Raw genomic sequence first — 22,353 nt, 5'->3', positions numbered from 1 at the left:
TGCAGAAAGTTAATTTATACCTACTAAAAGATATACTTAAGATTTGTTTGATTTTTAGTTATAAATAATATTGTAGATAAAAAATAAGTAGAGATAAAGATTTAAAATACTTGTTTTAAATATAGTTTGTTTTGAACGCTTAACAAATTAAAATAATTAATAAAATAGACATCTTCTCGCAGTAAAGATATACTGTGGGAAGATGTTTTTACTTTGTGTATAAACTGTTATGAAAAATTTGCATAGTGTCACATTTTAATATACTATATATATAATAAAATATAGAGTAAAATTAAATGATTCAAAAGAGAAAGGTGAAGAAAGATGTATTATATAGGTGTAGATATAGGTGGAACAGGTATACAAGCAGGGGTAGTTGATGATAATGGTAAAATACTTTTTAGGTCGGAATGTAAGACCGTGATTGAAAAAGGCTTTGAAGGAGTACTTAATGACATAAAAGTAATGATTGATAAGTTGTTAGAAGATAATAAACTTACTATTAACAATATAAAATCTATTGGGTTTGGTGTACCTGGATTTATAAATAAAGATGATTTAGTAACCTGTGTAAATTTAAAATGGGAGAGAAAAGATTTTAATAAGGAACTAAAAAGAATCTTTCCAAATGTTGAAATTAATGGAGAAAATGATGCAACAGTAGCAGCACTTGGAGAAGCAAAATTTGGAAGTATGAAGGGTGCTAATGTTGGTGTTTTATATACTTTAGGAACTGGTGTAGGTGGAGGAATAATAATTAATCAAAAAGTTTTTTCTGGAGCACATGGATTAGGTTCAGAAATAGGTCATCAAATTATAGGAGAAAACTATTTTGATTGTAATTGTGGAAATAATGGTTGTGTAGAAACTTTTTGTTCAGCGACTGCAATTATAAAGTATTCTCAAAAGTTGATACAAGAGGGACGAGAAAGTATGATTTTAGATTTAGCAGAAGGAAATTTAGAAAATATAAATGCAAAGATGGTGTTTGATTCATATAGAGAAAATGATGAAGTTGCAATTGAAGTAATAAATAGATTTAAAGAATATTTAGCTAAGACTTTTGCAAATACAATAAATTCTTTAGACCCAGAAATTATATCTATTGGTGGAGGTATTTCTAAAGCTAGTGATATAATACTTGATGGAATAGAAGATTTGGTAAGAAAATTTGTATTGTGCAAAAAAGAAGAGATAGCTACAATTACATGTGCAACTTTAGGTTCAGACGCAGGAATTATAGGAGCAGCTTTTTTATAAGGTAAAGGAGTTGCTTATTGGAGGCATGATATATGAGTAAAATAAATGCTAGAAGAACACTTTTTTTGATAGCTATAGGTTCAGGAACTATGCTTAATCCTCTCAATTCCTCTATGATTTCACTTGCTTTACATAGTATACAAAATGATTTTCATATTAGCTTTACAACGGTGTCTTGGATTGTTTCAGCATTTTATTTAGCTAGTGCCATTGCACAACCAGTTTCAGGGAAGATAGGAGATTTAATAGGTAGGAAAGTCTTGTTTTTGAGTGGTTTGATACTTGTGATTTTGTCGGCATCTATAGTACCATTTGTTCAATCATTTTTTATATTGATTTTTATAAGAGTAATTCAGGCTATTGGAACAAGTACTCTATATCCATCTGGTGTTGCTCTTATACAAAATAATATAAAGGAAAGACAATCTTCTGCATTGGCTGTTTTAACCATCTTTGCTTCAACTACAGCAGGATTGGGGCCAACACTTGGGGGATTATTGTTGGATTTAGGTGGATGGCATGCTATATTTCTTGTAAACATACCTATTGTTATAGTTTCTATATGTTTAGGATATTTTTTATTTCCAAAAGAAACAAAAGGGAGAAACTGTATAAAAGAGACTTTAAAAAATGTTTTATCGAGATTAGATATTATTGGTATACTTTTATTTTCAATTGCAATGATTTTTCTATTACTATTCTTGTTATCTATGAAAGAGTCTCTTAATTTAGAACAACTTGTATTGGGTGTAATATTGATGTGTATTTTTATTTGGCATGAGCTTAGAATAAAATTACCATTTATAGATATTAAGTTATTTGTAAATAATCCTAAACTGTCAAAGGTTTACTTACAGTTTATTATATTAAATTTCTTTAATTATATTTTGTTTTTTGGTCTTCCTAGTTACTTTCAAGATGCACTACATTATAGTGCAAAATCGACTGGGTTATTTATGTTATTTATGTCTGGTATAGGTATATTTATATCTCCATTAACTGGGAGATGGATAGACAAATCTGGTACTAGATTGCCTCTGATGATGTCATCAATTTTTATGCTGATTAGTGCAGTACTTCTTGCGATAATTTTTGTTCATATACCAGTAGTTGGAAAGGGTATTATTTTATCATTAGCAGGTATTAGTTATGGAGTTGGAAATGTGGCATTACAGTCGTCTATGTTTAAAGAAAGCCCTCCTGATAGTATAGGAACAGCTTCAGGTCTATTTCAAACTAGTCGTTATTTAGGTTCTATTTTAGCAACAGTTCTACTTGGAATGGTATTTGAAGCAAGTATAACATCAGCTCAATTTCAAATATTAGGTTATGTTATGGTGGTTTTAGGTACAATAAGTTTTTTATTGAATTTTGTTTTAAAGAAAGAATTAAGAACAGTAAAATAGTAAATTTATGCCTTTAATAGGTTTAACATTTAATATATTTGAAAATATTGTTTGTAAAACATGAGTGATTGATATTTATAAACTTCAAGACTTGAAATGAAGAATACTTAATAGGTATACAATATTATGAATTAAAATTAAGCAGAACTTTGAACTAATATTTCAAAGTTCTGCTTAATTTAGTACTTAAATTTTTTTATATAGAAAATAAGATTTGACACTCAGATAAAAAATCATTGCATTTTCAAAGTTCTTTAAATCAAATCCAAGTATATCATTAATCTTTTCCAGCCTATAGACTAGCGTATTTCTATGTAAAAACATACTAGTAGATGTCTTAGAAATATTTAAGTCATTATTTATAAACTTTATTCCTGTATATAGAAGTTCTTCATCAATAGATTTAATCTTATTAAAGTCTATTAATTTATTAAGTATATTGTCTTTATTAATCAAGTCAAAAGTTTTATATCTAATAAGGTCAAATAAATTTAAAAATTTATTTTCAGCATTATCTTTTACAATAGAAGGCAGTAAATCAGAACATAATTGAACTCTAAAATTAAAGTCAGATTTATTATCTAACTCACCAAGATAAAAAATATAGGTACTTTGATAAGTTTCAGTTTCAATTATATTTTGTGTAGTTACATTAATATCTAAGTCGTATTTAGAATTTACAACAAAGAAATCATTGTGTTGTATTATATTTATATCATCATATAAGTTGTAAAAAATATTTTTTAGATATTCAAAATCTATATGGGCTTGATAAATTAAATAAAAGTTACCTTTTAGATTATCAAAATTATTTTCATCTAGAAAATCAACAACATAAATAGTATTATTGAAAGTAACTAAATTGCTATTAGAGTTCAAACTTTGATTTTCATACGGATAGATATTTATTTTTTTATTAAGTTGTCTTTCTAAAAAACTTTTTAAATCTTCCATAAAGTCTCCTTAAAAATAAGATTATATCCTTATCTTATAGCCAAAGTAGTTTCTTTGTCAAATATGTGTATTCTACTGTTATCAACTGAAAGTGTTAAGTCATCACCAACATTAATTCTGTTTTTACTATCAAATCTAATTGTTATCGTATTTTCACCCAGTTTTAAATGAGCATAAGTTTCTGCTCCCATGAGTTCTTTTATTTCAATCTTTGATTTAAAACAAGTGTCTGGATTGGCTTTAATAAAAGCATCTTCTACATGAATATCTTCTGGTCTGATGCCTATAACAACTTCATTATTAATATAATTATCTTTTATTAAATCGTAGTGTTTTTCTTTATCTAATTTAAATTTAATATTTTCATTTTTTGCATATATTTCATTGTTATCTTCTATTAATGTTACATCAATAAAATTCATCTGTGGTGCTCCAATGAATCCTGCAACAAAGATATTAGTTGGATAGTCATATACATCTTGTGGGGTTGCAATCTGTTGAACCACTCCATCTTTCATTACTACGATTCTATCAGCCATAGTCATAGCTTCAACTTGGTCATGTGTCACATATATAAATGTAGTTCCAAGCTGTTGGTGAAGCTTAGTTATTTCTGTTCTCATGGCAGTTCTAAGTTTTGCATCTAAGTTGGATAGAGGTTCATCCATTAAGAATACTTTAGGATTTCTAACTATTGCACGTCCTAGAGCAACTCTTTGTCTTTGTCCACCAGACAATGTTTTAGGTTTTTTATTTAAAAGGGGTGTTAAATCTAATATTTTAGCAGCTTCTTTAACTTTTTTATCTATCTCATCTTTGGATAATTTTCTAAGTTTAAGTGCAAATGCCATATTTTCATAAACTGATAAATGTGGATATAGAGCATAGTTTTGAAAAACCATAGCTATATCTCTATCTTTTGGTTCTATATCATTGACTAGTTTATCTCCAATGTATAGTTCTCCTTCAGATATTTCTTCAAGACCAGCAATCATTCTAAGTGTAGTTGATTTACCACAACCAGATGGACCTACTAAAACGATAAATTCTTTATCATTGATATCTATATTTATATTTTTTACTGCATTAAATCCATTAGAGTAAAGTTTTGATATATTTTTTAAGATTACTTCTGACATGGTGTTCTCCTTAATATTTAAATTTTAATTATATAATATCAAATTTTTTTATTCTATTAAATGTGTAAAATAGCTAAACTTTTTTGTTTAATAATGTAATTACTATTATTTTTACATATAATGTGGATTATTATGTAATCTGCAAAAGATATTAAAAAGAGATATCTATTATTATTTTAGTAGAATTTAATAATTTATGCCCTCTAGACTACTACTTCTAGGCTTAATTTAGTAAAAATTGAAAAGTCTACGTCATTAAGATATTATTAATAAAAATTTATAAAACAAAAAAGCACAATATTTATGATATAATAAAAGTTATGGAAAAACAGGAATATTACTATATAGAAGAGAGGTAAACTTATGAATAATTGGATAGAAGTAACTATAAAAACAACAACAGAAGCAGTTGAGCCTATAACAAACATACTATATGAACAAGGAGCTGGTGGGGCTGTAATAGAAGACCCAAAAGACTTTTTATTTCAAAAGAAAAATGAACTAGATTGGGATTATGTTGAAGAAGAAGTATTTAAAAAGAATGAAGAAGACAACGTACTTATAAAAACTTACGTTTCGGAAGAAAAAAATGTGATGGAATTTGTCGAAATAATAAAGCAAAAAGTTTTAGGCTTAAAAGATTTTGGTATAGATATAGGTGAAGGAAGTGTATCATTAGACCAAGTAAATGAAGCTGATTGGGCAAATGCATGGAAGGCATATTACAAACCAACAAAAGTAGGGCAAAGAGTAGTAGTAAAACCTACATGGGAAGATTATACTATGCAAGAAGGGGATTTAATAATAGAGCTTGACCCTGGTATGGCATTTGGCACAGGGACACATGAGACTACTAGTATGTGTATCAGAGAATTAGAAAAATATGTAAATAAAGATTCTAAAGTATTTGATATTGGTTGTGGTAGTGGAATCCTTGCAATAGCAGCAGCCAAATTAGGGGCAAAAGAAGTTATAGCTGTAGATTTAGACGAAGTGGCAGTAAAAGTTGCAAAAGAAAATGTAATTGAAAATAAAGTTGAAGAAAATGTATCTGTAATGCATGGCAATTTAACTGATGTAATAAAAGATAAAGCTGATGTAATAGTTGCAAATATAATAGCCGACATAATAAAGATACTTGCAAAAGATGTACAAAACTTTATGAAAGAAGATGCTATATTCATATCTTCAGGTATAATTCTGGATAAAGTTGAAGAAGTTAAAGAAAGTTTAATTGAAAATGGATTTGAAATAGTTGAAGTTCAAAAACTAGGTGAATGGTCAGCAATAGTTTCTAAGCTTAAAAAATAGAAGGTATGGTGGAGTATAATGGACAGATTTTTTGTTGAAAAAAATAATATAAATCTACAAGATAAAACTTGCACTATAGAAGGTGAAGATGTAAAACATATTTCAAAAGTCTTAAGATGTAAGTTAGGTGAGAAGCTTGAGGTATGTGACAAAGATAATAATGAGTATATTTGTGAGATAACGAATATAGATAAAAGTGTGGTTAATTTAAATATTTTAGAAAAAGTTGATATAAATAGAGAATCAGCACTTAAAATAAGGTTATATCAGGGGCTTCCCAAAGCTCCAAAAATGGAGATGATACTTCAAAAATTAACTGAAGTAGGAGTAGAAGAAATAATATTAGTTCAAACGAAGAGAAGTGTTGCTAAAGTTGATGACAAAAAAGAAGACAAAAAATTTGAACGTTGGGAAAGAATAATTTATGAAGCAGCAAAGCAAAGTAAAAGAGGTAAAATACCAAAACTAAGAGGTGTTTTAAGTTTTAGAGAAACTTTAGAAGATATGAAGAAAAATAATATAAATATTTGCCCTTATGAAAATGAAAGAACAGTTTCAATAAAGCATGCACTTAAAAAATGTGATTCTAATATAGATAGTATTGGAATTTTTGTAGGTCCTGAAGGTGGATTTTCTGAAGAAGAAATAGAACAAGTACAACAAGATAATTGTAGTGTTGTATCATTAGGACCTAGAATATTGAGAACTGAGACAGCTTCTGTTGTAGCATCAACAATAGCTTTGTATGAGCTAAGTGATTTAGGAGGAGAAAAATAAATTGAAAAAAGTAGCTTTTTATACACTTGGGTGTAAAGTCAATCAATATGAAACTGAGGCTATGCTAGAGCTATTTGAAAAAGATGGTTATGAACAAGTTAATAGTGAAGAATATGCCGACGTTTATGTTATAAACACATGTACAGTTACTCATATGAGTGATAGAAAATCTCGTCAATATATAAGACGAGTTAAAAAGAAAAATCCAGATGCAATAATAGCCGTGGTGGGATGCTATTCCCAGGTATCTCCAGAGGAAATTTTGGATATAGAAGAAGTAAATTTAGTTATGGGTACAAATGACAGAAGAAAGATTGTTGAAGAAATTAAAAAGATAGATGCAAGTAAGAAAGTTAGTACGGTTGATGACATAATGAAAGTTAAAGCATTTGAAGAAATAGAAATCAGTCAAACTAACGGAAAGACTAGAGCATTTATGAAAATACAAGATGGGTGTGATAGATTTTGTACCTACTGTATAATTCCTTATGCACGAGGACGCGTTAGAAGTAGGGATATTGATAGTATAGTCGATGAAGTAAAAAAATTGGCTAATAATGGCTATAAAGAGGTCGTATTAACAGGAATACATGTTGCCTCTTATGGAAAAGATTTAAAAGATAAGGATATTAAACTTCTTGATGTAATAAAACAAATAAATGAAATAGATAAAATAGAGAGAATTAGACTTAGTTCTGTTGAACCAATCTTATTTACAGATGAATTTGTGAATGAAGTTTTAAAGATGGATAAAGTTTGTCCTCATTACCATTTATCACTTCAAAGTGGATGTGATGAAACCTTAAAAAGAATGAATAGAAGATACACAACTTCAGAGTACAAAACTATTGTAGATAGATTGAGAAGTAAAATGCCAAATGTAGCAATAACTACAGATGTGATAGTAGGATTTCCAGGAGAGACAAATGATGAGTTCAAAGAAACATATGAGTTTTTAAAAGAAATAGAGCTTTCACAAATGCATATTTTTAAATACTCACCAAGAAAAGGAACTCCAGCTGCGACTATGGAAAATCAGGTTGACCCTCAAATGAAACATTTTAGAAGTGAACAACTTTTAAATTTAAGCAAAGTAAATTTTAATAAATTTGCCAATAAATTTATTGGAAGTGAGTTAGATGTTTTATTTGAACAAAATATAGAAGGAAATAAATTTGAGGGGCTAACGTCAAATTATATAAGAGTTGTTGTTGAAAGTGACAAAAATATACAAGGTCAGATATTAAAAGTGAAAATAAATGATGTAAAAGATGAATATGTAGAAGGAATTTTGATATAACATGTAGAAATTATAATATTTATAAGATAGGAGGTGGAAAAAATGGATTGTATTTTTTGTAAAATAGCGAACGGAGAAATACCTTCAACTAAAGTTTATGAAGATGATAAAGTCTTAGCGTTTAACGACTTAAACCCAGTTGCTCCATACCATATATTGGTAGTACCTAAAAAACATTACGATAGTGTAATTGATATTCCTGATAAAGAGATGGACATTGTGTCACATATTCATGTTGTTATTAATAAAATAGCTAAGGAGAAAGGTTTTGACCAAACTGGATTCAGAATCATAAATAATTGTGGAAGTGATGGAGGGCAAGAAGTTAAACATTTGCACTATCATATTTTAGCTGGTAAAAAGCTTCCTAATTACGAAGCGGGACAAAACTAAACTAAATTATTGAAAAATTGAGTTCCTTCTTGATAAAAATACTTGATAAAAGTAAAAATTTAGTTTATAATAAACAAAGTGTTAGGTTGTAATGCATATTATGCAAAAAAGAACATAGTTACAGTCCCAGCATAATTGCGCTATTGGAGGGAGGGAAAAAGAAATGTCAGAAGTAAGAGTTAGAGAGAATGAAACATTAGACAGCGCTTTAAGAAGATTCAAGCGTCAATGTGCAATGTCTGGCATCATGTCAGAAGTGAGAAAAAGAGAGCACTATGATAAGCCAAGCGTTAAGCGTAAGAAAAAAGCTGAAGCAGCAAGAAGAAAAAACGCTAAGAAATAGTAGTAAATAAGAATAAAGAGGTGAAGGGGATGTCCCTTAAGCAAAAGTTACAAGAGGATTTGAAATCTTCTATGAAAAACAAAGATACAGTGAGAAAATCTGTAGTAACTTTAATAAGAGCTTCCATAAAGCAGTATGAGGTTGATAATAGAGTCGAGCTTGATGAAGATGGAATTATCGATGTAATAGCAAAGCAATTAAAGCAACGTAGAGATGCATTAGTTGAATTTGAAAAAGCTGGAAGAGAAGACTTAATAAAAGAAACAGAAGCTGAAATTGAAGTTTTAAAAGAGTACCTACCTCAACAATTAAGCGAAGAAGAGTTAGAAGAAATTGTAAAATCTACTATATCTGAAGTAGGAGCAACATCTATGAAGGATATGGGAAAAATAATGTCAGTTATCCAACCAAAGGTTAAAGGAAGAGCTGACGGAAAACTTATAAATAAGTTGGTAAAACAAAACTTACAATAGATTGATATAGCCTAGAGAGAAATCTCTAGGCTTTTTATATTTTTTGAGAATAACAAGTCATATTTGAGCATATCTATAATCAAAGAAAATTTTGAAAGAAGGGGAAGAATTTGATTATATCAGTAAAGGAAATTAGAAATTTTTTGATAAACATATTTATACCATTAATAATAGGTTATTTAAGTAGTGTTTTAACAATGATTATTAGTGGGACAGATATTTCAACCTACTATTTACAACTTACAAAGCCGAGCTTTGCGCCACCAGCATTTATCTTTCCAATAGTTTGGACTGTATTGTACATATTGATGGGTATATCTTCATACTTAATATTAAGAAAGGGTTATAACTTACCTAAAGTAAGAGATGCAATCTTTTATTATGGGTTACAACTTGCATTAAATTTTGTTTGGTCTATATTATTTTTTGGATTTGGACTTCGATTTACAGCTTTAGTAGACATAATAATAATGATTTTGGTTTCTATAATAATGATTTCAAAGTTTTCTAAAATAGATAAGAGAGCTGGATACATAAATTTGGTTTATTTGATGTGGCTTGTCTACGCTGGATTTTTGAATTATTTTATATGGTTTATTAATAAATAGAATGTAAAGATTCTGTAAATTACCCTGTACTTTTAATAATATCATATCAAATAAAAAATGAATAGACTATTAAAAAGAATCATTTTCATATACAATAATATTAATTTAAATATAATAAATTTATCAAAATTGTATTTAAAGATTAACATATTAAAGTATTAGAATTGGAAAGGCTCGAAGGGAGAGGTTTTTATGCAAATAATAGTATCTGGGAGACAAATGAAATTAACTGACGGAATAAAAGGATACGTAGATGGAAAATTAAGTAGGTTAGAAAAATACCTTGATCCTGAATCAGAAGTGAAAGTAACAGTAAGTGCGAAAAAGGATAGACAAAAAGTTGAGGTCACAATAATTCCTATTAGTGGGCAAATAATAAGAGCAGAAGATGTAGAAGATGATTTATATGCAGCAATTGACATTGTTTGTGACAAATTAAGTAGACAAGTTGTCAAGTATAAAACTAAAGTTAAAGACAAAAGTCAAAATAATAAAAGCATAAGATTTGAAAATATTGACTTTATAGATAACAGCAGTGAATTTAATGATTATGATTATGATGATGAAGAAGATGAAAATATAGTTATAGAAAGAAGAAAGAAATTTAATGTAAAACCTATGAGTTCAGAAGAGGCAATACTTCAAATGGAATTGGTAGGACACAATTTCTATATGTTTAGAAATCAAGATAATTTTGAAATAAACATAGTGTATAAGCGTAAAGCTGGTGGATATGGTTTAATAGAACAAGATTAATAAAAAAATTGTATACATTGTAGACTTTATATAAGAAAAAATAAAAAGGTAATCATGTTGATTTTTTATCAATATGATTACCTTTTTATTTTTTAAATAATATATTAATTATTAGGGTATTTATTGTATAAAAATTTTATAACTAATCTGTTATAACATCAATAAAGTGCATAAATACCTATTTCAAGCATAAAATTAATTAAGGGGGTAATGCTTATGTTAGAAATATCCACTGATTTACAGGTAAATCAACCAGTTGTTACTGTTACAGGTAATACGTTTATTAGTATAGAAAATTATCTATCAATACTTGAGTATGAAGTTGATTTAATAAGAATAAAGACTAAAGTTAAAACGATTAAAATATCTGGGGATAAACTTTCGCTTAAGTATATTACTGATAGTGAGATAGGTATAAAAGGAATTATCTACAATATGGAGTATGTTGATTAGGAGGAGATACACTTGATAAGCTTTATAAGGGGATACTATGTTATAGTTGTGGAAGGAGTAGGACTTGAACAATTTTTAAATCATCTTATAAGAAATGGTATAAGTGTTTACAATGTAACTAGAATAAAAAATACTAAAATTGAGTTTCATATAGATAGACAAGATATAAAAGAATTTAAGAATATTTATAGAGGGAGTAAGTTTGAGATAAAGGTAAAACAAAAAACAGGAGTTCCTTTTATTATTAAAAGAATTTATAAGCACAAAGGTATGTGGATTTGTGCTATTCTCTCTTTATTTTTATTGATGTCTACATCGCAGTTTGTGACAGATGTATATATACAATCTCCTGAAGGTATAAAAAAAGAAGCTCTCAGAAGTGAGCTTTACAAGGTTGGAGTAAGGCCAGGAGTTTATAAGAAGAGTATTGATAGAAAAGAAGTTAGAGACCATATGATGTCGAAATTTAATGATGTGGCGTATTTATCTATTAATGTAAAAGGAACAAATATATTTGTTACTGTTACAAAAAAAGCAGAATCCCTAAAATCTACAGACCAATCAAATTATTGTAATGTAATTGCTTTAAAAAATGGTATAATAGAAAAGGTAATCCCTAGAAGTGGTAAATCCGTTATTAAATCTGGAGATATAGTACAAAAGGGAGATGTGCTTCTAAATGGAGCTAATACAAAATCAATACCAGAAGTATGGGCAAGTACTTTTTATGAATCTTCTAAAAAGGCAAGTTACGTAGATACTGTAAATAAAAAGACAGGAGAAAAGAAAAACATATACACAATAAGCTTTTATGATAAAGAATTTACAATTAGGAAAAATATAAAATATAAAAATTATGTTGTTGAAAATAAAGAAAAAAAATTATCTATAGGAGATTATACTTTTCCAATAAAGATAAAGACGAGTACCTTTTATGAAACAAAAAAAGTTGAGGTAAAAAGAAATAAAGAAGAGTTGAAAAAAGAATTATCTGAAAAAGCTTTAAAAGAGTTAGAATACATAATCCCCGCTTCGGCTAGAATAATAGATGTAAAACATAACTTTAAGGTTAATAAAAATATGTTAGAATATTTAATAACAGTTCAAACTAGTGAAAATATTGCTAAAATTTATCCTCTTAGTAAATCAGAAGCAGAAAGATTTATAAAGGAAGAAAGTAAACCAAAAGAAGGAGAAGAGGAAGTTCCTTCTAATCCAGAAAAAAGACCATTAAATGATATAAGAAATGACTTTGATGAGGATACTAAAGATAATAATAAAAATAATTCTAATGAAAATAATAGTAATCAAAATAGTAACAACAGCCAAAATAATAATAATAACTAACAAAATTAAACTTAAAACTTGAGGAGGAACAATTCAATTGATAATACAAAAAAAATTTACAATAGCAGATGGAAGTTTTGAAAGAGAATTATTTGGAAATTTTGATGAAAATGTAAAATTAATAGAGAAAACTTTAAATATAGATGTGATACTTAGAGAAGGTAATATAATTTTAATTGGAGAAGAAAAAAATGTAGATTCTGCATTAAAACTTATGAATGAATTGCATCAAACTGTATCAAATGGTAAACATTTAGATAAACAGAGTATTTCTTATTCATTATCTCTTTTACTTGAAGGTAGTGAACAAAAAATAAAAGAACTTGAGGGAACAATTGTTGTAACACAGAGAGGGAAAGCTGTTCAACCTAAGACATTAGGTCAAAAAGAATATATAAAGCTTATAGAAAATAATGATATAACTTTTGGTGTTGGACCTGCTGGAACAGGAAAGACTTATCTTGCTGTTGCTATGGCAGTAAAAGCTTTTAAAAGAGATGAAGTTAGTAGAATTATACTTACAAGACCAGCTGTGGAAGCTGGGGAAAGTCTAGGATTTTTACCAGGAGATTTAAAGGATAAAGTTGACCCATATTTAAGACCATTATATGATGCACTGTTTGAAATGTTAGGTGCTGATAAATTTAATAAATATTTGGAAAGAGGTACTATTGAGGTTGCACCACTTGCTTTTATGAGAGGTAGAACTCTTGACAATTCTTTTATAATATTAGATGAAGCTCAAAATACTACTTCTGAGCAAATGAAAATGTTTTTAACTAGATTAGGATTTGGTTCTAAAGCTGTAGTTACAGGTGATATAACACAAACAGATTTACCACAAAATAAGAAAAGTGGTCTAATACAAGCTACAGAAATTCTTAAAGGAGTTCCAGGGATTGGGTCTATAATGCTAACAGATAGAGATGTTGTAAGACATGAGTTGGTACAGAGAATAATAAGAGCTTATGAGAAACATGATAAAAGAGAAGAATTTAAAAAAGAAGAACGCAAAAAAATGAAAATACAGGAAAAGACTTTCAAAAGAAAGTAAAAGTGTAGTAATATAGATGTATAGCATTATTAATGAATAAAAAGTAGGTGTAATTAATGGATTTGATATTAGATGATAGACAAGATAAATTAGAAGTAAATGAAGAGTTAATTGAAAAGATAAAGGATATAATCATAGAATGTTTGGATTATGAAGGATATGATGATAATTATGAGGTGAGTCTTTCTTTTGTAGATAATAAAGAGATTCATGAGTTAAATAGAGAATATAGAGGCGTTGATAGAGCGACTGATGTTTTATCATTTCCTCTTTTAAGTGATGATTTTGAGGATGTTGAGTTAGAAGAAGAATCTCTAGGAGATATAGTAGTGTCTCTTGAAAGAGCTTTAGAACAGAGTATAGAGTATAACCATAGTTTTGAAAGAGAAGTATGTTTTTTAATATGTCATAGTATGTTTCATCTTTTAGGTTATGACCATGATACAGATGAAAATACAAAAGAAATGAGAGAAAAAGAAGAACACATATTGAATAAGTTAAACATAACAAGGGAGTAGTTTTTATGAAACCAGGAAAAACTCGTCAAGGTATAATTAAAGCTTTTAATGCAGCTATAGAAGGGATATTGTATACATTTAAATTTGAAAGAAATATGAAAATACACTACTTAGGTTCAGTTGCTGTACTTATAATAAGTTTGTTTTTCAACTTCTCAAAATTAGAGATGATAATGTTATTAATGTCCATATGTTTAGTTGTAGTTGCTGAGATGTTTAATACAGCTATAGAAAAGGCTGTTGATTTGGTAACTGATGAATACCATGTACTTGCTAAGATAGCAAAAGATGTTGCAGCAGGTGGTGTTCTAGTAGCAGCACTAAATTCAGTAGTGGTTGGATATATATTATTTTATGATAAATTGACAGATATATCTGGGATATTAATTTATAAGATAAGAGAATCAGAATTACATATAACCTTGATATGTATATTATTGGTTCTTATAGCTGTTGTGGTTGTAAAAGCATTGACCTCCACAGGAACCCCTCTAAAAGGTGGTATGCCAAGTGGTCATGCTGCATTAGCATTTGCTATAGCAACTGCAATTACACTTATGACTGAAAGAGTTGTTGCGTCTACTCTTGCATATATAATGGCTGTATTAGTTGCCCAAAGTAGGATTGAAGGAAAAATACATACATTTTGGGAAACCATAGCTGGGGCTTTGTTAGGTGTATTAATAGCCATATTAGTGTTTCAGCTTGGAATGTTCTACAATTAAAATGAATGTACATAAAATATTTAAAATAAAACAAATCTGTGCTAATTAAATTTTTATGATATAATGTAGAGTATTAAATAAAAATAACTTTTTATTATTGTATACAGGAGGAAATGTTGTGGATAACATAGAATTGTTAAAGTTGGCAGAAAATGCCAGACAACATTCTTATGCTCCTTACTCTGGTTTTAGAGTGGGTGCGGCTCTTTTAACTAAGAGTGGTAAAGTTTATACTGGGTGTAATATTGAATGTGCATCATTAGGTGGAACAAATTGCGCAGAAAGAACAGCTATTTTTAAAGCAATATCAGAAGGTGACAGAGATATCTGTAAAATAGCTATAGCAAGTGATAATTCAGAAAATAATGAGCAAACATATCCTTGTGGAATATGCAGGCAGGTAATTATAGAGTTTGGTTCTGATATAAAAATAATAACAGGATATACTAAAGGAGAGGTTTTTGAGCACGATATAAAGGATTTGTTGCCAAACTATTTCTCTGGAAATGATTTAAAATAGATTTAAAAAATATAAAATAATTAAAACAAGAAGATAAATAAAGTTAGGAGACAGTTAATGTTCAAATCAGGTTTTGTCAGTATAGTAGGGAGACCTAATGTAGGGAAATCTACTTTAATGAATAATGTAGTTGGAGAAAAAATAGCTATAATGAGTGATAAGCCTCAAACTACAAGAAATACAATACAAGCAGTATATACAGATGAAGAAATGCAGATAGTATTTTTGGATACACCAGGTATTCACAAACCAAAAAATAAGTTAGGTGAATTTATGGTGAAGGCAGCAACAGATGCCTTTAAAAATGTAGATTTAATATTATTTGTAGTCGATGATTCTAAAAAAATAGGTCCTGGAGATAGAAAGATAATAGAGGACTTGAGAAGTATTAAAACACCAATAATTCTAGTTGTAAACAAAATAGACCAATTAGAGCAAAAAGACGAGTTATTTGATATAATCAAAATGTATGACAATGAGGGCATTTTTAAAGAAATAGTACCAATATCAGCATTAAAAGGAAAAAACACGGATACTCTAATAAAAGTTATACAAAAGTATTTAGAAGAAGGTCCAAAGTATTTTCCAGATTATATGATTACAGACCAGCCAGAGAGAGTATTAATAGCAGAACTTATAAGAGAAAAAGTTCTTCACTATCTTAATGATGAAATACCTCATGGTGTAGCTGTTGAAATTGAAAAAATGAAAGCAAGAAATGATAAAGAAATAGTAGATGTATCTGCTGTGATATATTGTGAAAGAGATTCTCATAAAGGAATAATAATAGGAAAGAATGGTAGGAAACTAAAAGGAATAGGAAAATCAGCAAGACAAGATATAGAATTACTTTTAGGTTCACAAATAAATCTTCAATTATGGGTTAAGGTTAAAGAAAATTGGAGAAATTTACAAAATTATATAAATAATTTTGGATATAATGATAAATAAAGGTGGGTTATATGGATAGGAAACTGGATGCTTCCCAAGATTTATTATATGAAGTAAAATCATTAATTGCTAATAATAAAGTATTGGAGTTAAGAGAATTAATAGAGGAATATCATATAATTGATATATTCGATATAATGGAAAATTTAGAGGAAGACATGAAAATTCAATTATTTGAAGTTCTTCCTTTAGATATGGCATCTTCTATATTAGAAGAAGGTAGTGTAGAGTTTTTTGTTAGTATTTTATCTAAGCTTGACGTAGAACACTCAAAAAATATACTTGAACTTATGTCTCTTGGAGATATGGCAGATAAATTAAGTGAGCTTGAAGAAAAAGAGAGAGAACATATAATAAATCTTTTGAATCAAGAAAATGCTGAGTATGTAAAAGAGCTATTATTCTACGATGAAGATTCTGCTGGTGGAACAATGACTACTGGATATATATCTATAAATAAAGATATGACAGCTCTTGAAGCAATAGACCATATGAGAGAAGAAGCTGAAGAAGCTGAGACTATTTATTATATATATGTAGTTGATGATGAAGAAAAACTAGTTGGAGTATTATCATTAAGAGAACTAATAATCGCAAGAGATGCAAACATAGTAGAAGATTTAATGAGTGAAAATATAATCTCTGTTTATGTAGATGAAGATAGAGAAGAAGCAGTACGATTAGTATCTAAATACAATTTAATAGCCATTCCAGTAGTAGATAGACAAGAAAAATTAAAAGGAATAATAACAGTAGATGATATAATTGATGTAATGGAAGAAGAAGCAACAGAAGATATGTACAAATTTGCAGGAAGTTCAGAACATGAAAGAGAAGTTGCTGAAAAAGAAAATCCTACATTGAAAGAGCAGACAATATCGGCACTTAGAGGAAGATTACCTTGGTTAATTATTACACTAATAGGAGGATTGTTGGCTTCCTTAATACTTTCTAACTTAGATTATATAATGAATCCTGTATATGCTCCACTAGTGTTTTTTATACCTGTAGTAATAGGTATGGGTGGAAATATCGGAACTCAATCATCATCTGTTACAGTAATAACATTATCCAATAAAGATTTGAATTTTAGTAATGTGGTAAGAGAAGGTATTGTAGGAATTATTACAGGTCTTTTGTGTAGTATAATAACTGGTATTGTAATTTACTTTGTTATGAGAAAATTAGACATTGTACTAATTGTTTCAATATCATTATTTATAAATATGGTTTTGGGCGCAACAATAGGTGCATTTATGCCCGTTCTATTAAAAAAAATGGATGCAGACCCATCTACAGTTTCATCACCAATTATATCTACAGCTCTTGATATAACTGGAATAGCAGTTTACTTTATAATAACAACGGCATTATTGTCAAAAATTGTTTAATAACTTTATGTATGATTTATCCTCTTCTTACTAAAAATATAAGTATAAATGTAAGAAGGGGGTTTTTTAAAAATGAACAATATCAGTTGGGAAGTTTTTAAAAAAACAGGTAGTATAGATGCATATCTATATTTCTGTGATTGCAAAAACATACATGAAGAAATTGAAGAAGTAAGGGAGAAAAAAGAAGACGATGATAATCCTGAACACCCAGGGGATAGTACTTAAAGCTATAAGGTACAAGGAAAGTGACGTAATACTTACATTATTTACTAGAAAGCTTGGAAAAGTATCTGCAATAGCAAAAGGAGCCAAAAAAAATAAGAGCTCTTTACTTTCATCATCACAGTTATTTTCTTATAGCAATTTTACCTTAAAAAAACAAGGTAATATGTACAAGGTTACTCAAAGTGAAATAATAAAAAGTTTTTATAATATATCCTATGATATAGAAGCATTTTCTTATGCTACATATATTACAAAATTAGTTGAGAATTCTATACTTGAAAATCAGACTAATAATAGGCTATTTATATTACTTGCGCAGACACTGTATTTGTATACACAGGAGAATACAGATAATAGGTTTATAACAGCAGCATTCGAGTTGAAGTTTTTGGACTATATAGGATTTAAACCTATAGTAAATAAATGCATTAATTGTGAATGTAAAATTTTACAAAATTCTGTGTTTAATATCTATGAAGGTGGTATACTATGTAGTAAGTGTAGTAAACTTTTTGATAATAATATAAAATTAGACTTAACAACTGTAAGTCTTATGGAATATGTATTAAAGAATGATATTTTAACATGTAGTAAAGCTAAAGTATCAAAATATATAACACATGAGCTTGAGAATATTCTAGACAAGTATTTGAAAGTTTATGTTGATAATATTAATTTTAAATCATTACACGTATTACAAAGTGTAAAAAATAATAAGGGAGTGGATAATGATGAGTAGTAATATAACTATTGAAATGGTTGATTCAGTCTTTGAAAGAGTTCCAGGAGCAACTTATGCAGAAGCAAAAGAAGCATTAGTAGTATGTAATGGAGATGTAATTGAGGCAGTAATATATTTAGAAAATAAAAAAAATACTTGTAATTGTAAAGCAAAATCTGCTAAAGAAACTATGGAAGAAGTGTTTGGTAAGGATGGAGAAAATATAAAACTTCAACTAAAAGAACTTCTTAGAAAAAGTAGTGTAGTAAGAGTGATAGTTGAGAAAGATGGAAAAACTATGATGAACATTCCTTTAACAGTTGGGGTTGTTGGATTAGCTTTTGTTCCATTAGCTACTTTAGTAGGCTTATCAGCTGCTGTTATAAGTAAATATCGTATAAAAGTTCAAAATGAAGAAGATGGAGAAATTGTAGATTTAGGTGAATTGAATGAAGAAAAACTTCATGTTTTGAAGAATATGATAACTAATGCTGCTAAAGATGTTAAGGATGTAGTAGTTGACAAAAAAGAAGATGATAAAGATGTAACTGCTGACCTTATGAAAGAAGAATTTGAAAAGAATAAAGAAGACGAAGACGAAAATAAATAGATATAAAGTGACTTTTAAAAAATGAAGAGAAGATAATTATAAGAATTATCACTAACATTGACAAATTTTATAGAATTTGATATTCTAAAAGTTGTAGAAGAACTATTAAAATAGCCTTTCGTGTAGACGAGAGGCTTTATTGTTATAGGAGGGATTTTTATGAATTTTCAAGAGATGATACTAGCGTTGCAAAAATACTGGTCAAAGCAAGGTTGTATCATGATGCAACCTTATGATATTGAAAAAGGTGCGGGAACTATGAATCCAAATACTTTTTTAAGATCACTAGGACCTGAGCCTTGGCAAGTATGTTATGTAGAACCTTCAAGAAGACCAGCAGATGGAAGATATGGTGAAAACCCAAACAGACTATATCAACATCATCAGTTCCAAGTTATATTAAAGCCATCTCCAGATAATATACAAGAGTTATATTTGGAAAGTTTAAAGGAAATTGGAATTGACCCAAGTGAGCATGATATAAGATTTGTTGAAGATAACTGGGAAGCTGCTACAGTTGGTGCATGGGGACTTGGATGGGAAGTTTGGCTAGATGGTATGGAAATAACTCAATTTACGTATTTCCAACAAGTAGGTAATATTGAATGTGAGCTTGAGACAGGAGAAATTACATATGGATTAGAAAGATTAGCTATGTACATTCAAGAAGTTGATAGTGTTTATGATTTAAAATGGAATGATAAAATAACTTATGGTGAAGTATTTAATAAAGCTGAGTATGAAAACTCAATGTATGCGTTTGAATTATGTGATGCAGATATGTTGTTTAATCTGTTTGATATATATGAAAAAGAAGCATTAAGACTTATGGAAAAAGGACTTGTAATACCTTCATATGATTATGTATTAAAATGCTCTCATGCATTTAATACATTGGATGCAAGAGGCGCAATAGGTGTTAGTCAAAGAGCATCATTTATAGGTAGAGTTAGAAATATGGCAAAGACTGTTGCAGAAACTTTTGTAAAACAAAGAGAAGAAATGGGATTCCCTCTTTTAAAGGACGGTGACAAATAATGAAAAATTATCTTTTATTTGAAATCGGTGTTGAAGAAATGCCATCTAGATTTGTAGGCAGTACACTAGAACAATTAAAAAACAATCTTAACAAATTATTTGATGAAAATAGAATATCTTTTGACAAAATAAGTGCATATGGTACACCAAGAAGACTGACTTTGGTAGTTGAAGGATTGAGTGATAAACAGAGTGACTTAGAAGAAGAAATAAAAGGTCCTGCTAAAAAAATTGCTGTTGATGCGGAAAATAATTTAACAAAGCCAGCATTAGGATTTATAAAAAGCAAAGGATTAAGTGAGTCTGATATATACTTTAAACAAGTTGGTAAAGATGAATATATATTTGCAACTATAAAACAAGATGGAAAAGAGACTTCAGAAGTATTAAAAGATATATTACCAGAGACTATAAAATCTGTAGTATTCCCAAAAGCTATGCGTTGGGGAGGTAAAAATCTTAAATTTGCAAGACCTATAAGATGGATAGTTACATTGTTGAATGACAAGGTATTAGAGTTTGACTTAGAAGGAATAATATCTTCTAATATAACAAAAGGTCATAGATTCTTAGGAGAAAGTACAATAGAAGTAAATTCTATAGAAGACTATCTTGAAAAATTAGAAAAAAATTATATAGTTTTGGACCAAAATAAGAGAAAAGAAATTATAAGAAAACAATGTATAGAAGTTGCAAATTCTTTAGGTGGAGAAGTTGAATTTGATGAAGATTTACTTGAAGAAGTAACTTACTTAGTTGAGTATCCAACTGCTTTTTATGGAGAATTTGATACAGATTATATAAAATTACCAAAAGAAGTTGTTATAACTCCTATGAAACAACATCAAAGATATTTTCCAGTGCTTAAAGATGGAAAACTGTTACCTAACTTTATAGCTGTTAGAAATGGTGATTCTTACAGAATAGATAATGTTAAAGCTGGAAACGAAAAGGTTTTAGAAGCAAGACTTGCAGATGCTTTATTTTTCTATAGAGAAGATACTAAGAGAAACTTAGAAAGCTACATAGAAAAATTAAAAACTGTTGTATTCCAAGTAAAACTAGGAACTATTTATGATAAAACTTTAAGACTTGAAAAATTAAGTGCTGATATACTTGATAGTTTAGGTTTAGTAGATGAAAAATCAGATGCTATAAGAGCTGCTAAGTTATGTAAGGCAGATTTAGTTACTGGAATGGTAGGAGAATTTGACGAATTACAAGGTTTTATGGGAAAAGAATATGCAAAGGTTGGAGGAGAAAATGATGTTGTAAGTGAAGCTATTTTTGAACATTATCTTCCAAGATTTGCAGGAGATATACTTCCTAAAACTAATGCCGGGGTTGCATTATCAATAGCTGATAAGTTGGATTCAATAGCAGGTTTCTTTGCTATAGGAATACAACCAACAGGTTCTCAAGACCCATATGCTTTAAGAAGACAAGCTTTAGGTATACTTAGTATACTAATGGATAGAAAAGTTGCAGTAGATATAAAAGTGCTTATTGAACATGCTTTAGATAATTATTCTGAATTAGATTTTAACAAAGAAGAGGTTGTTGAACAAATAATGAATTTCTTCAATGAGAGAGTGAAAAATCTGTTTAAAGACTTAGGAATAAGATACGATGTTGTTGATGCTGTTTTAAGTTCTGATATAAATGATGTTTCTGATATGCACATGAGAGCTTTAGAACTTAATAATTGGCTAGAAAAAGATGAATTAGTAGAGATGCTTACTGCTTTTAATAGAGTTTCTACTTTAGCTCAAAAAGCAGAGTGTGATAAAGTTGACGAATCATTATTAAAAGAAGATGCTGAAATCAAACTTTACAATGAGTTTAAACAAGTAAAGGTAAAAGTTGAGGAACTATTGAAAGATAAGAAATATGGTGTTGCTTTGGATGAATTTGCATCTTTAAGACCAGTAGTTGATAACTTATTTGATTCAGTTATGGTTATGGATAATGACGAAGCCATCAAGAATAATAGACTTGGTCTACTTAAACAAATATATGATACTATGCTAGAGATTTGTGATTTATCTAAAATAGTTTATAAATAAGAAAATTTAAA

At 28.7% G+C, this 22,353-nt stretch carries 25 protein-coding genes; 23 read left to right on the top strand and 2 right to left on the bottom strand.

Annotated elements, in window-relative coordinates; genetic code table 11:
* Nucleotides 1-324 precede the first annotated feature (324 nt).
* Both ACTG45_RS13435 and ACTG45_RS13430 read left to right on the top strand, forming a co-directional pair.
* Nucleotides 325-1,260 (top strand): ROK family protein, encoded by a 936-nt coding sequence (locus ACTG45_RS13435; RefSeq protein ID WP_021385304.1) that lies wholly within the window; start codon nt 325-327, stop codon nt 1,258-1,260.
* 32 nt (nt 1,261-1,292) lie between these two features.
* Complete coding sequence (locus ACTG45_RS13430) at nt 1,293-2,666, top strand: MFS transporter (RefSeq protein WP_479919135.1); 1,374 nt, start codon at nt 1,293-1,295, stop codon at nt 2,664-2,666.
* A 186-nt stretch (nt 2,667-2,852) separates the two neighbouring features.
* Here the strand turns inward: ACTG45_RS13430 and ACTG45_RS13425 are convergent, their stop codons facing one another.
* The gene (locus tag ACTG45_RS13425; protein WP_479917118.1) at nt 2,853-3,620 is read right to left on the bottom strand and encodes a PucR family transcriptional regulator; all 768 of its coding nucleotides are present in this window, start codon (nt 3,618-3,620) and stop codon (nt 2,853-2,855) included.
* A 29-nt stretch (nt 3,621-3,649) separates the two neighbouring features.
* Nucleotides 3,650-4,759, bottom strand: coding sequence for an ABC transporter ATP-binding protein (locus ACTG45_RS13420; RefSeq protein WP_479919134.1), 1,110 nt, complete (start codon nt 4,757-4,759; stop codon nt 3,650-3,652).
* A gap of 363 nt (nt 4,760-5,122) precedes the next feature.
* Between ACTG45_RS13420 and prmA the strand changes: the two genes are divergently transcribed.
* From prmA to glyS, 21 genes are all read left to right on the top strand, one after another.
* Nucleotides 5,123-6,070 (top strand): 50S ribosomal protein L11 methyltransferase, encoded by a 948-nt coding sequence (prmA, locus tag ACTG45_RS13415; protein WP_021385334.1) that lies wholly within the window; start codon nt 5,123-5,125, stop codon nt 6,068-6,070.
* Between the two features lie 18 nt (nt 6,071-6,088).
* Complete coding sequence (locus tag ACTG45_RS13410) at nt 6,089-6,847, top strand: RsmE family RNA methyltransferase (RefSeq protein WP_479919133.1); 759 nt, start codon at nt 6,089-6,091, stop codon at nt 6,845-6,847.
* Nucleotide 6,848: 1 nt separating this feature from the next.
* Entirely contained in the window at nt 6,849-8,147 is a 1,299-nt protein-coding gene (gene mtaB, locus ACTG45_RS13405; protein WP_054271055.1) for a tRNA (N(6)-L-threonylcarbamoyladenosine(37)-C(2))-methylthiotransferase MtaB, read from the top strand.
* 42 nt (nt 8,148-8,189) lie between these two features.
* Nucleotides 8,190-8,540, top strand: coding sequence for a histidine triad nucleotide-binding protein (locus ACTG45_RS13400; protein ID WP_021385324.1), 351 nt, complete (start codon nt 8,190-8,192; stop codon nt 8,538-8,540).
* A 163-nt stretch (nt 8,541-8,703) separates the two neighbouring features.
* Nucleotides 8,704-8,883, top strand: coding sequence for a 30S ribosomal protein S21 (gene rpsU / locus ACTG45_RS13395; RefSeq protein ID WP_003416618.1), 180 nt, complete (start codon nt 8,704-8,706; stop codon nt 8,881-8,883).
* Between the two features lie 29 nt (nt 8,884-8,912).
* The gene (locus ACTG45_RS13390) at nt 8,913-9,356 is read left to right on the top strand and encodes a GatB/YqeY domain-containing protein (protein ID WP_054271053.1); all 444 of its coding nucleotides are present in this window, start codon (nt 8,913-8,915) and stop codon (nt 9,354-9,356) included.
* 110 nt (nt 9,357-9,466) lie between these two features.
* Nucleotides 9,467-9,964: a TspO/MBR family protein gene (locus ACTG45_RS13385; protein ID WP_021385352.1), complete on the top strand. Its 498-nt coding sequence runs from the start codon at nt 9,467-9,469 to the stop codon at nt 9,962-9,964.
* 192 nt (nt 9,965-10,156) lie between these two features.
* Nucleotides 10,157-10,720 (top strand): ribosome hibernation-promoting factor, HPF/YfiA family, encoded by a 564-nt coding sequence (gene hpf / locus ACTG45_RS13380; RefSeq protein ID WP_021385351.1) that lies wholly within the window; start codon nt 10,157-10,159, stop codon nt 10,718-10,720.
* A 216-nt stretch (nt 10,721-10,936) separates the two neighbouring features.
* Nucleotides 10,937-11,173 (top strand): YabP/YqfC family sporulation protein, encoded by a 237-nt coding sequence (locus ACTG45_RS13375; protein WP_021385288.1) that lies wholly within the window; start codon nt 10,937-10,939, stop codon nt 11,171-11,173.
* Nucleotides 11,174-11,185: 12 nt separating this feature from the next.
* Nucleotides 11,186-12,520: a sporulation protein YqfD gene (yqfD, locus tag ACTG45_RS13370; protein ID WP_021385305.1), complete on the top strand. Its 1,335-nt coding sequence runs from the start codon at nt 11,186-11,188 to the stop codon at nt 12,518-12,520.
* 37 nt (nt 12,521-12,557) lie between these two features.
* Nucleotides 12,558-13,574, top strand: coding sequence for a PhoH family protein (locus ACTG45_RS13365; RefSeq protein ID WP_021385298.1), 1,017 nt, complete (start codon nt 12,558-12,560; stop codon nt 13,572-13,574).
* Between the two features lie 56 nt (nt 13,575-13,630).
* Nucleotides 13,631-14,092 carry an rRNA maturation RNase YbeY gene (gene ybeY, locus ACTG45_RS13360; RefSeq protein ID WP_021385287.1) on the top strand — a complete coding sequence of 154 codons (462 nt, stop codon included), beginning with the start codon at nt 13,631-13,633 and terminating at the stop codon, nt 14,090-14,092.
* A 5-nt stretch (nt 14,093-14,097) separates the two neighbouring features.
* A complete protein-coding gene (locus ACTG45_RS13355) occupies nt 14,098-14,817 on the top strand; it encodes a diacylglycerol kinase (protein ID WP_021385290.1) in 720 nt (239 codons plus the stop codon).
* Between the two features lie 118 nt (nt 14,818-14,935).
* Nucleotides 14,936-15,337 (top strand): cytidine deaminase, encoded by a 402-nt coding sequence (locus tag ACTG45_RS13350; RefSeq protein ID WP_021385346.1) that lies wholly within the window; start codon nt 14,936-14,938, stop codon nt 15,335-15,337.
* A gap of 57 nt (nt 15,338-15,394) precedes the next feature.
* Nucleotides 15,395-16,288: a GTPase Era gene (gene era, locus ACTG45_RS13345; protein WP_021385319.1), complete on the top strand. Its 894-nt coding sequence runs from the start codon at nt 15,395-15,397 to the stop codon at nt 16,286-16,288.
* 11 nt (nt 16,289-16,299) lie between these two features.
* Nucleotides 16,300-17,679 carry a magnesium transporter gene (gene mgtE / locus ACTG45_RS13340; protein WP_021385353.1) on the top strand — a complete coding sequence of 460 codons (1,380 nt, stop codon included), beginning with the start codon at nt 16,300-16,302 and terminating at the stop codon, nt 17,677-17,679.
* A gap of 72 nt (nt 17,680-17,751) precedes the next feature.
* Complete coding sequence (locus tag ACTG45_RS13335) at nt 17,752-17,907, top strand: YqzL family protein (protein WP_003416649.1); 156 nt, start codon at nt 17,752-17,754, stop codon at nt 17,905-17,907.
* Entirely contained in the window at nt 17,873-18,646 is a 774-nt protein-coding gene (gene recO, locus ACTG45_RS13330) for a DNA repair protein RecO (RefSeq protein ID WP_021385310.1), read from the top strand. Before ACTG45_RS13335 ends, recO begins: the two co-directional genes overlap by 35 nt.
* Nucleotides 18,639-19,238: a DUF4342 domain-containing protein gene (locus ACTG45_RS13325; protein ID WP_021385335.1), complete on the top strand. Its 600-nt coding sequence runs from the start codon at nt 18,639-18,641 to the stop codon at nt 19,236-19,238. The genes recO and ACTG45_RS13325 overlap by 8 nt, the downstream gene beginning before the upstream one ends.
* Nucleotides 19,239-19,397: 159 nt before the next feature.
* Nucleotides 19,398-20,276, top strand: coding sequence for a glycine--tRNA ligase subunit alpha (gene glyQ / locus ACTG45_RS13320; RefSeq protein ID WP_021385338.1), 879 nt, complete (start codon nt 19,398-19,400; stop codon nt 20,274-20,276).
* Nucleotides 20,276-22,342 (top strand): glycine--tRNA ligase subunit beta, encoded by a 2,067-nt coding sequence (gene glyS / locus ACTG45_RS13315; RefSeq protein ID WP_479919132.1) that lies wholly within the window; start codon nt 20,276-20,278, stop codon nt 22,340-22,342. Before glyQ ends, glyS begins: the two co-directional genes overlap by 1 nt.
* Nucleotides 22,343-22,353: the final 11 nt, after the last annotated feature.

This window comes from Clostridioides sp. LIBA-7602 (genome assembly GCF_056688945.1).
Note: the sequence above shows the minus strand (reverse complement) of the source record. Positions and strands in the feature narration are given on the sequence as shown.

Coding starts and splice junctions, on each gene's coding strand:
- ACTG45_RS13355 (WP_021385290.1), top strand. CDS start 14,098: ATGAAACCAGGAAAAACTCGTCAAGGTATAATTAAAGCTTTTAATGCA.
- ACTG45_RS13435 (WP_021385304.1), top strand. CDS start 325: ATGTATTATATAGGTGTAGATATAGGTGGAACAGGTATACAAGCAGGG.
- ACTG45_RS13400 (WP_021385324.1), top strand. CDS start 8,190: ATGGATTGTATTTTTTGTAAAATAGCGAACGGAGAAATACCTTCAACT.
- mgtE (WP_021385353.1), top strand. CDS start 16,300: ATGGATAGGAAACTGGATGCTTCCCAAGATTTATTATATGAAGTAAAA.
- rpsU (WP_003416618.1), top strand. CDS start 8,704: ATGTCAGAAGTAAGAGTTAGAGAGAATGAAACATTAGACAGCGCTTTA.
- ACTG45_RS13420 (WP_479919134.1), bottom strand. CDS start 4,759: ATGTCAGAAGTAATCTTAAAAAATATATCAAAACTTTACTCTAATGGA.
- prmA (WP_021385334.1), top strand. CDS start 5,123: ATGAATAATTGGATAGAAGTAACTATAAAAACAACAACAGAAGCAGTT.
- glyS (WP_479919132.1), top strand. CDS start 20,276: ATGAAAAATTATCTTTTATTTGAAATCGGTGTTGAAGAAATGCCATCT.
- ACTG45_RS13335 (WP_003416649.1), top strand. CDS start 17,752: ATGAACAATATCAGTTGGGAAGTTTTTAAAAAAACAGGTAGTATAGAT.
- ACTG45_RS13390 (WP_054271053.1), top strand. CDS start 8,913: ATGTCCCTTAAGCAAAAGTTACAAGAGGATTTGAAATCTTCTATGAAA.
- glyQ (WP_021385338.1), top strand. CDS start 19,398: ATGAATTTTCAAGAGATGATACTAGCGTTGCAAAAATACTGGTCAAAG.
- ybeY (WP_021385287.1), top strand. CDS start 13,631: ATGGATTTGATATTAGATGATAGACAAGATAAATTAGAAGTAAATGAA.
- recO (WP_021385310.1), top strand. CDS start 17,873: ATGATAATCCTGAACACCCAGGGGATAGTACTTAAAGCTATAAGGTAC.
- ACTG45_RS13375 (WP_021385288.1), top strand. CDS start 10,937: ATGTTAGAAATATCCACTGATTTACAGGTAAATCAACCAGTTGTTACT.
- ACTG45_RS13410 (WP_479919133.1), top strand. CDS start 6,089: ATGGACAGATTTTTTGTTGAAAAAAATAATATAAATCTACAAGATAAA.
- hpf (WP_021385351.1), top strand. CDS start 10,157: ATGCAAATAATAGTATCTGGGAGACAAATGAAATTAACTGACGGAATA.
- ACTG45_RS13325 (WP_021385335.1), top strand. CDS start 18,639: ATGAGTAGTAATATAACTATTGAAATGGTTGATTCAGTCTTTGAAAGA.
- era (WP_021385319.1), top strand. CDS start 15,395: ATGTTCAAATCAGGTTTTGTCAGTATAGTAGGGAGACCTAATGTAGGG.
- ACTG45_RS13430 (WP_479919135.1), top strand. CDS start 1,293: ATGAGTAAAATAAATGCTAGAAGAACACTTTTTTTGATAGCTATAGGT.
- ACTG45_RS13425 (WP_479917118.1), bottom strand. CDS start 3,620: ATGGAAGATTTAAAAAGTTTTTTAGAAAGACAACTTAATAAAAAAATA.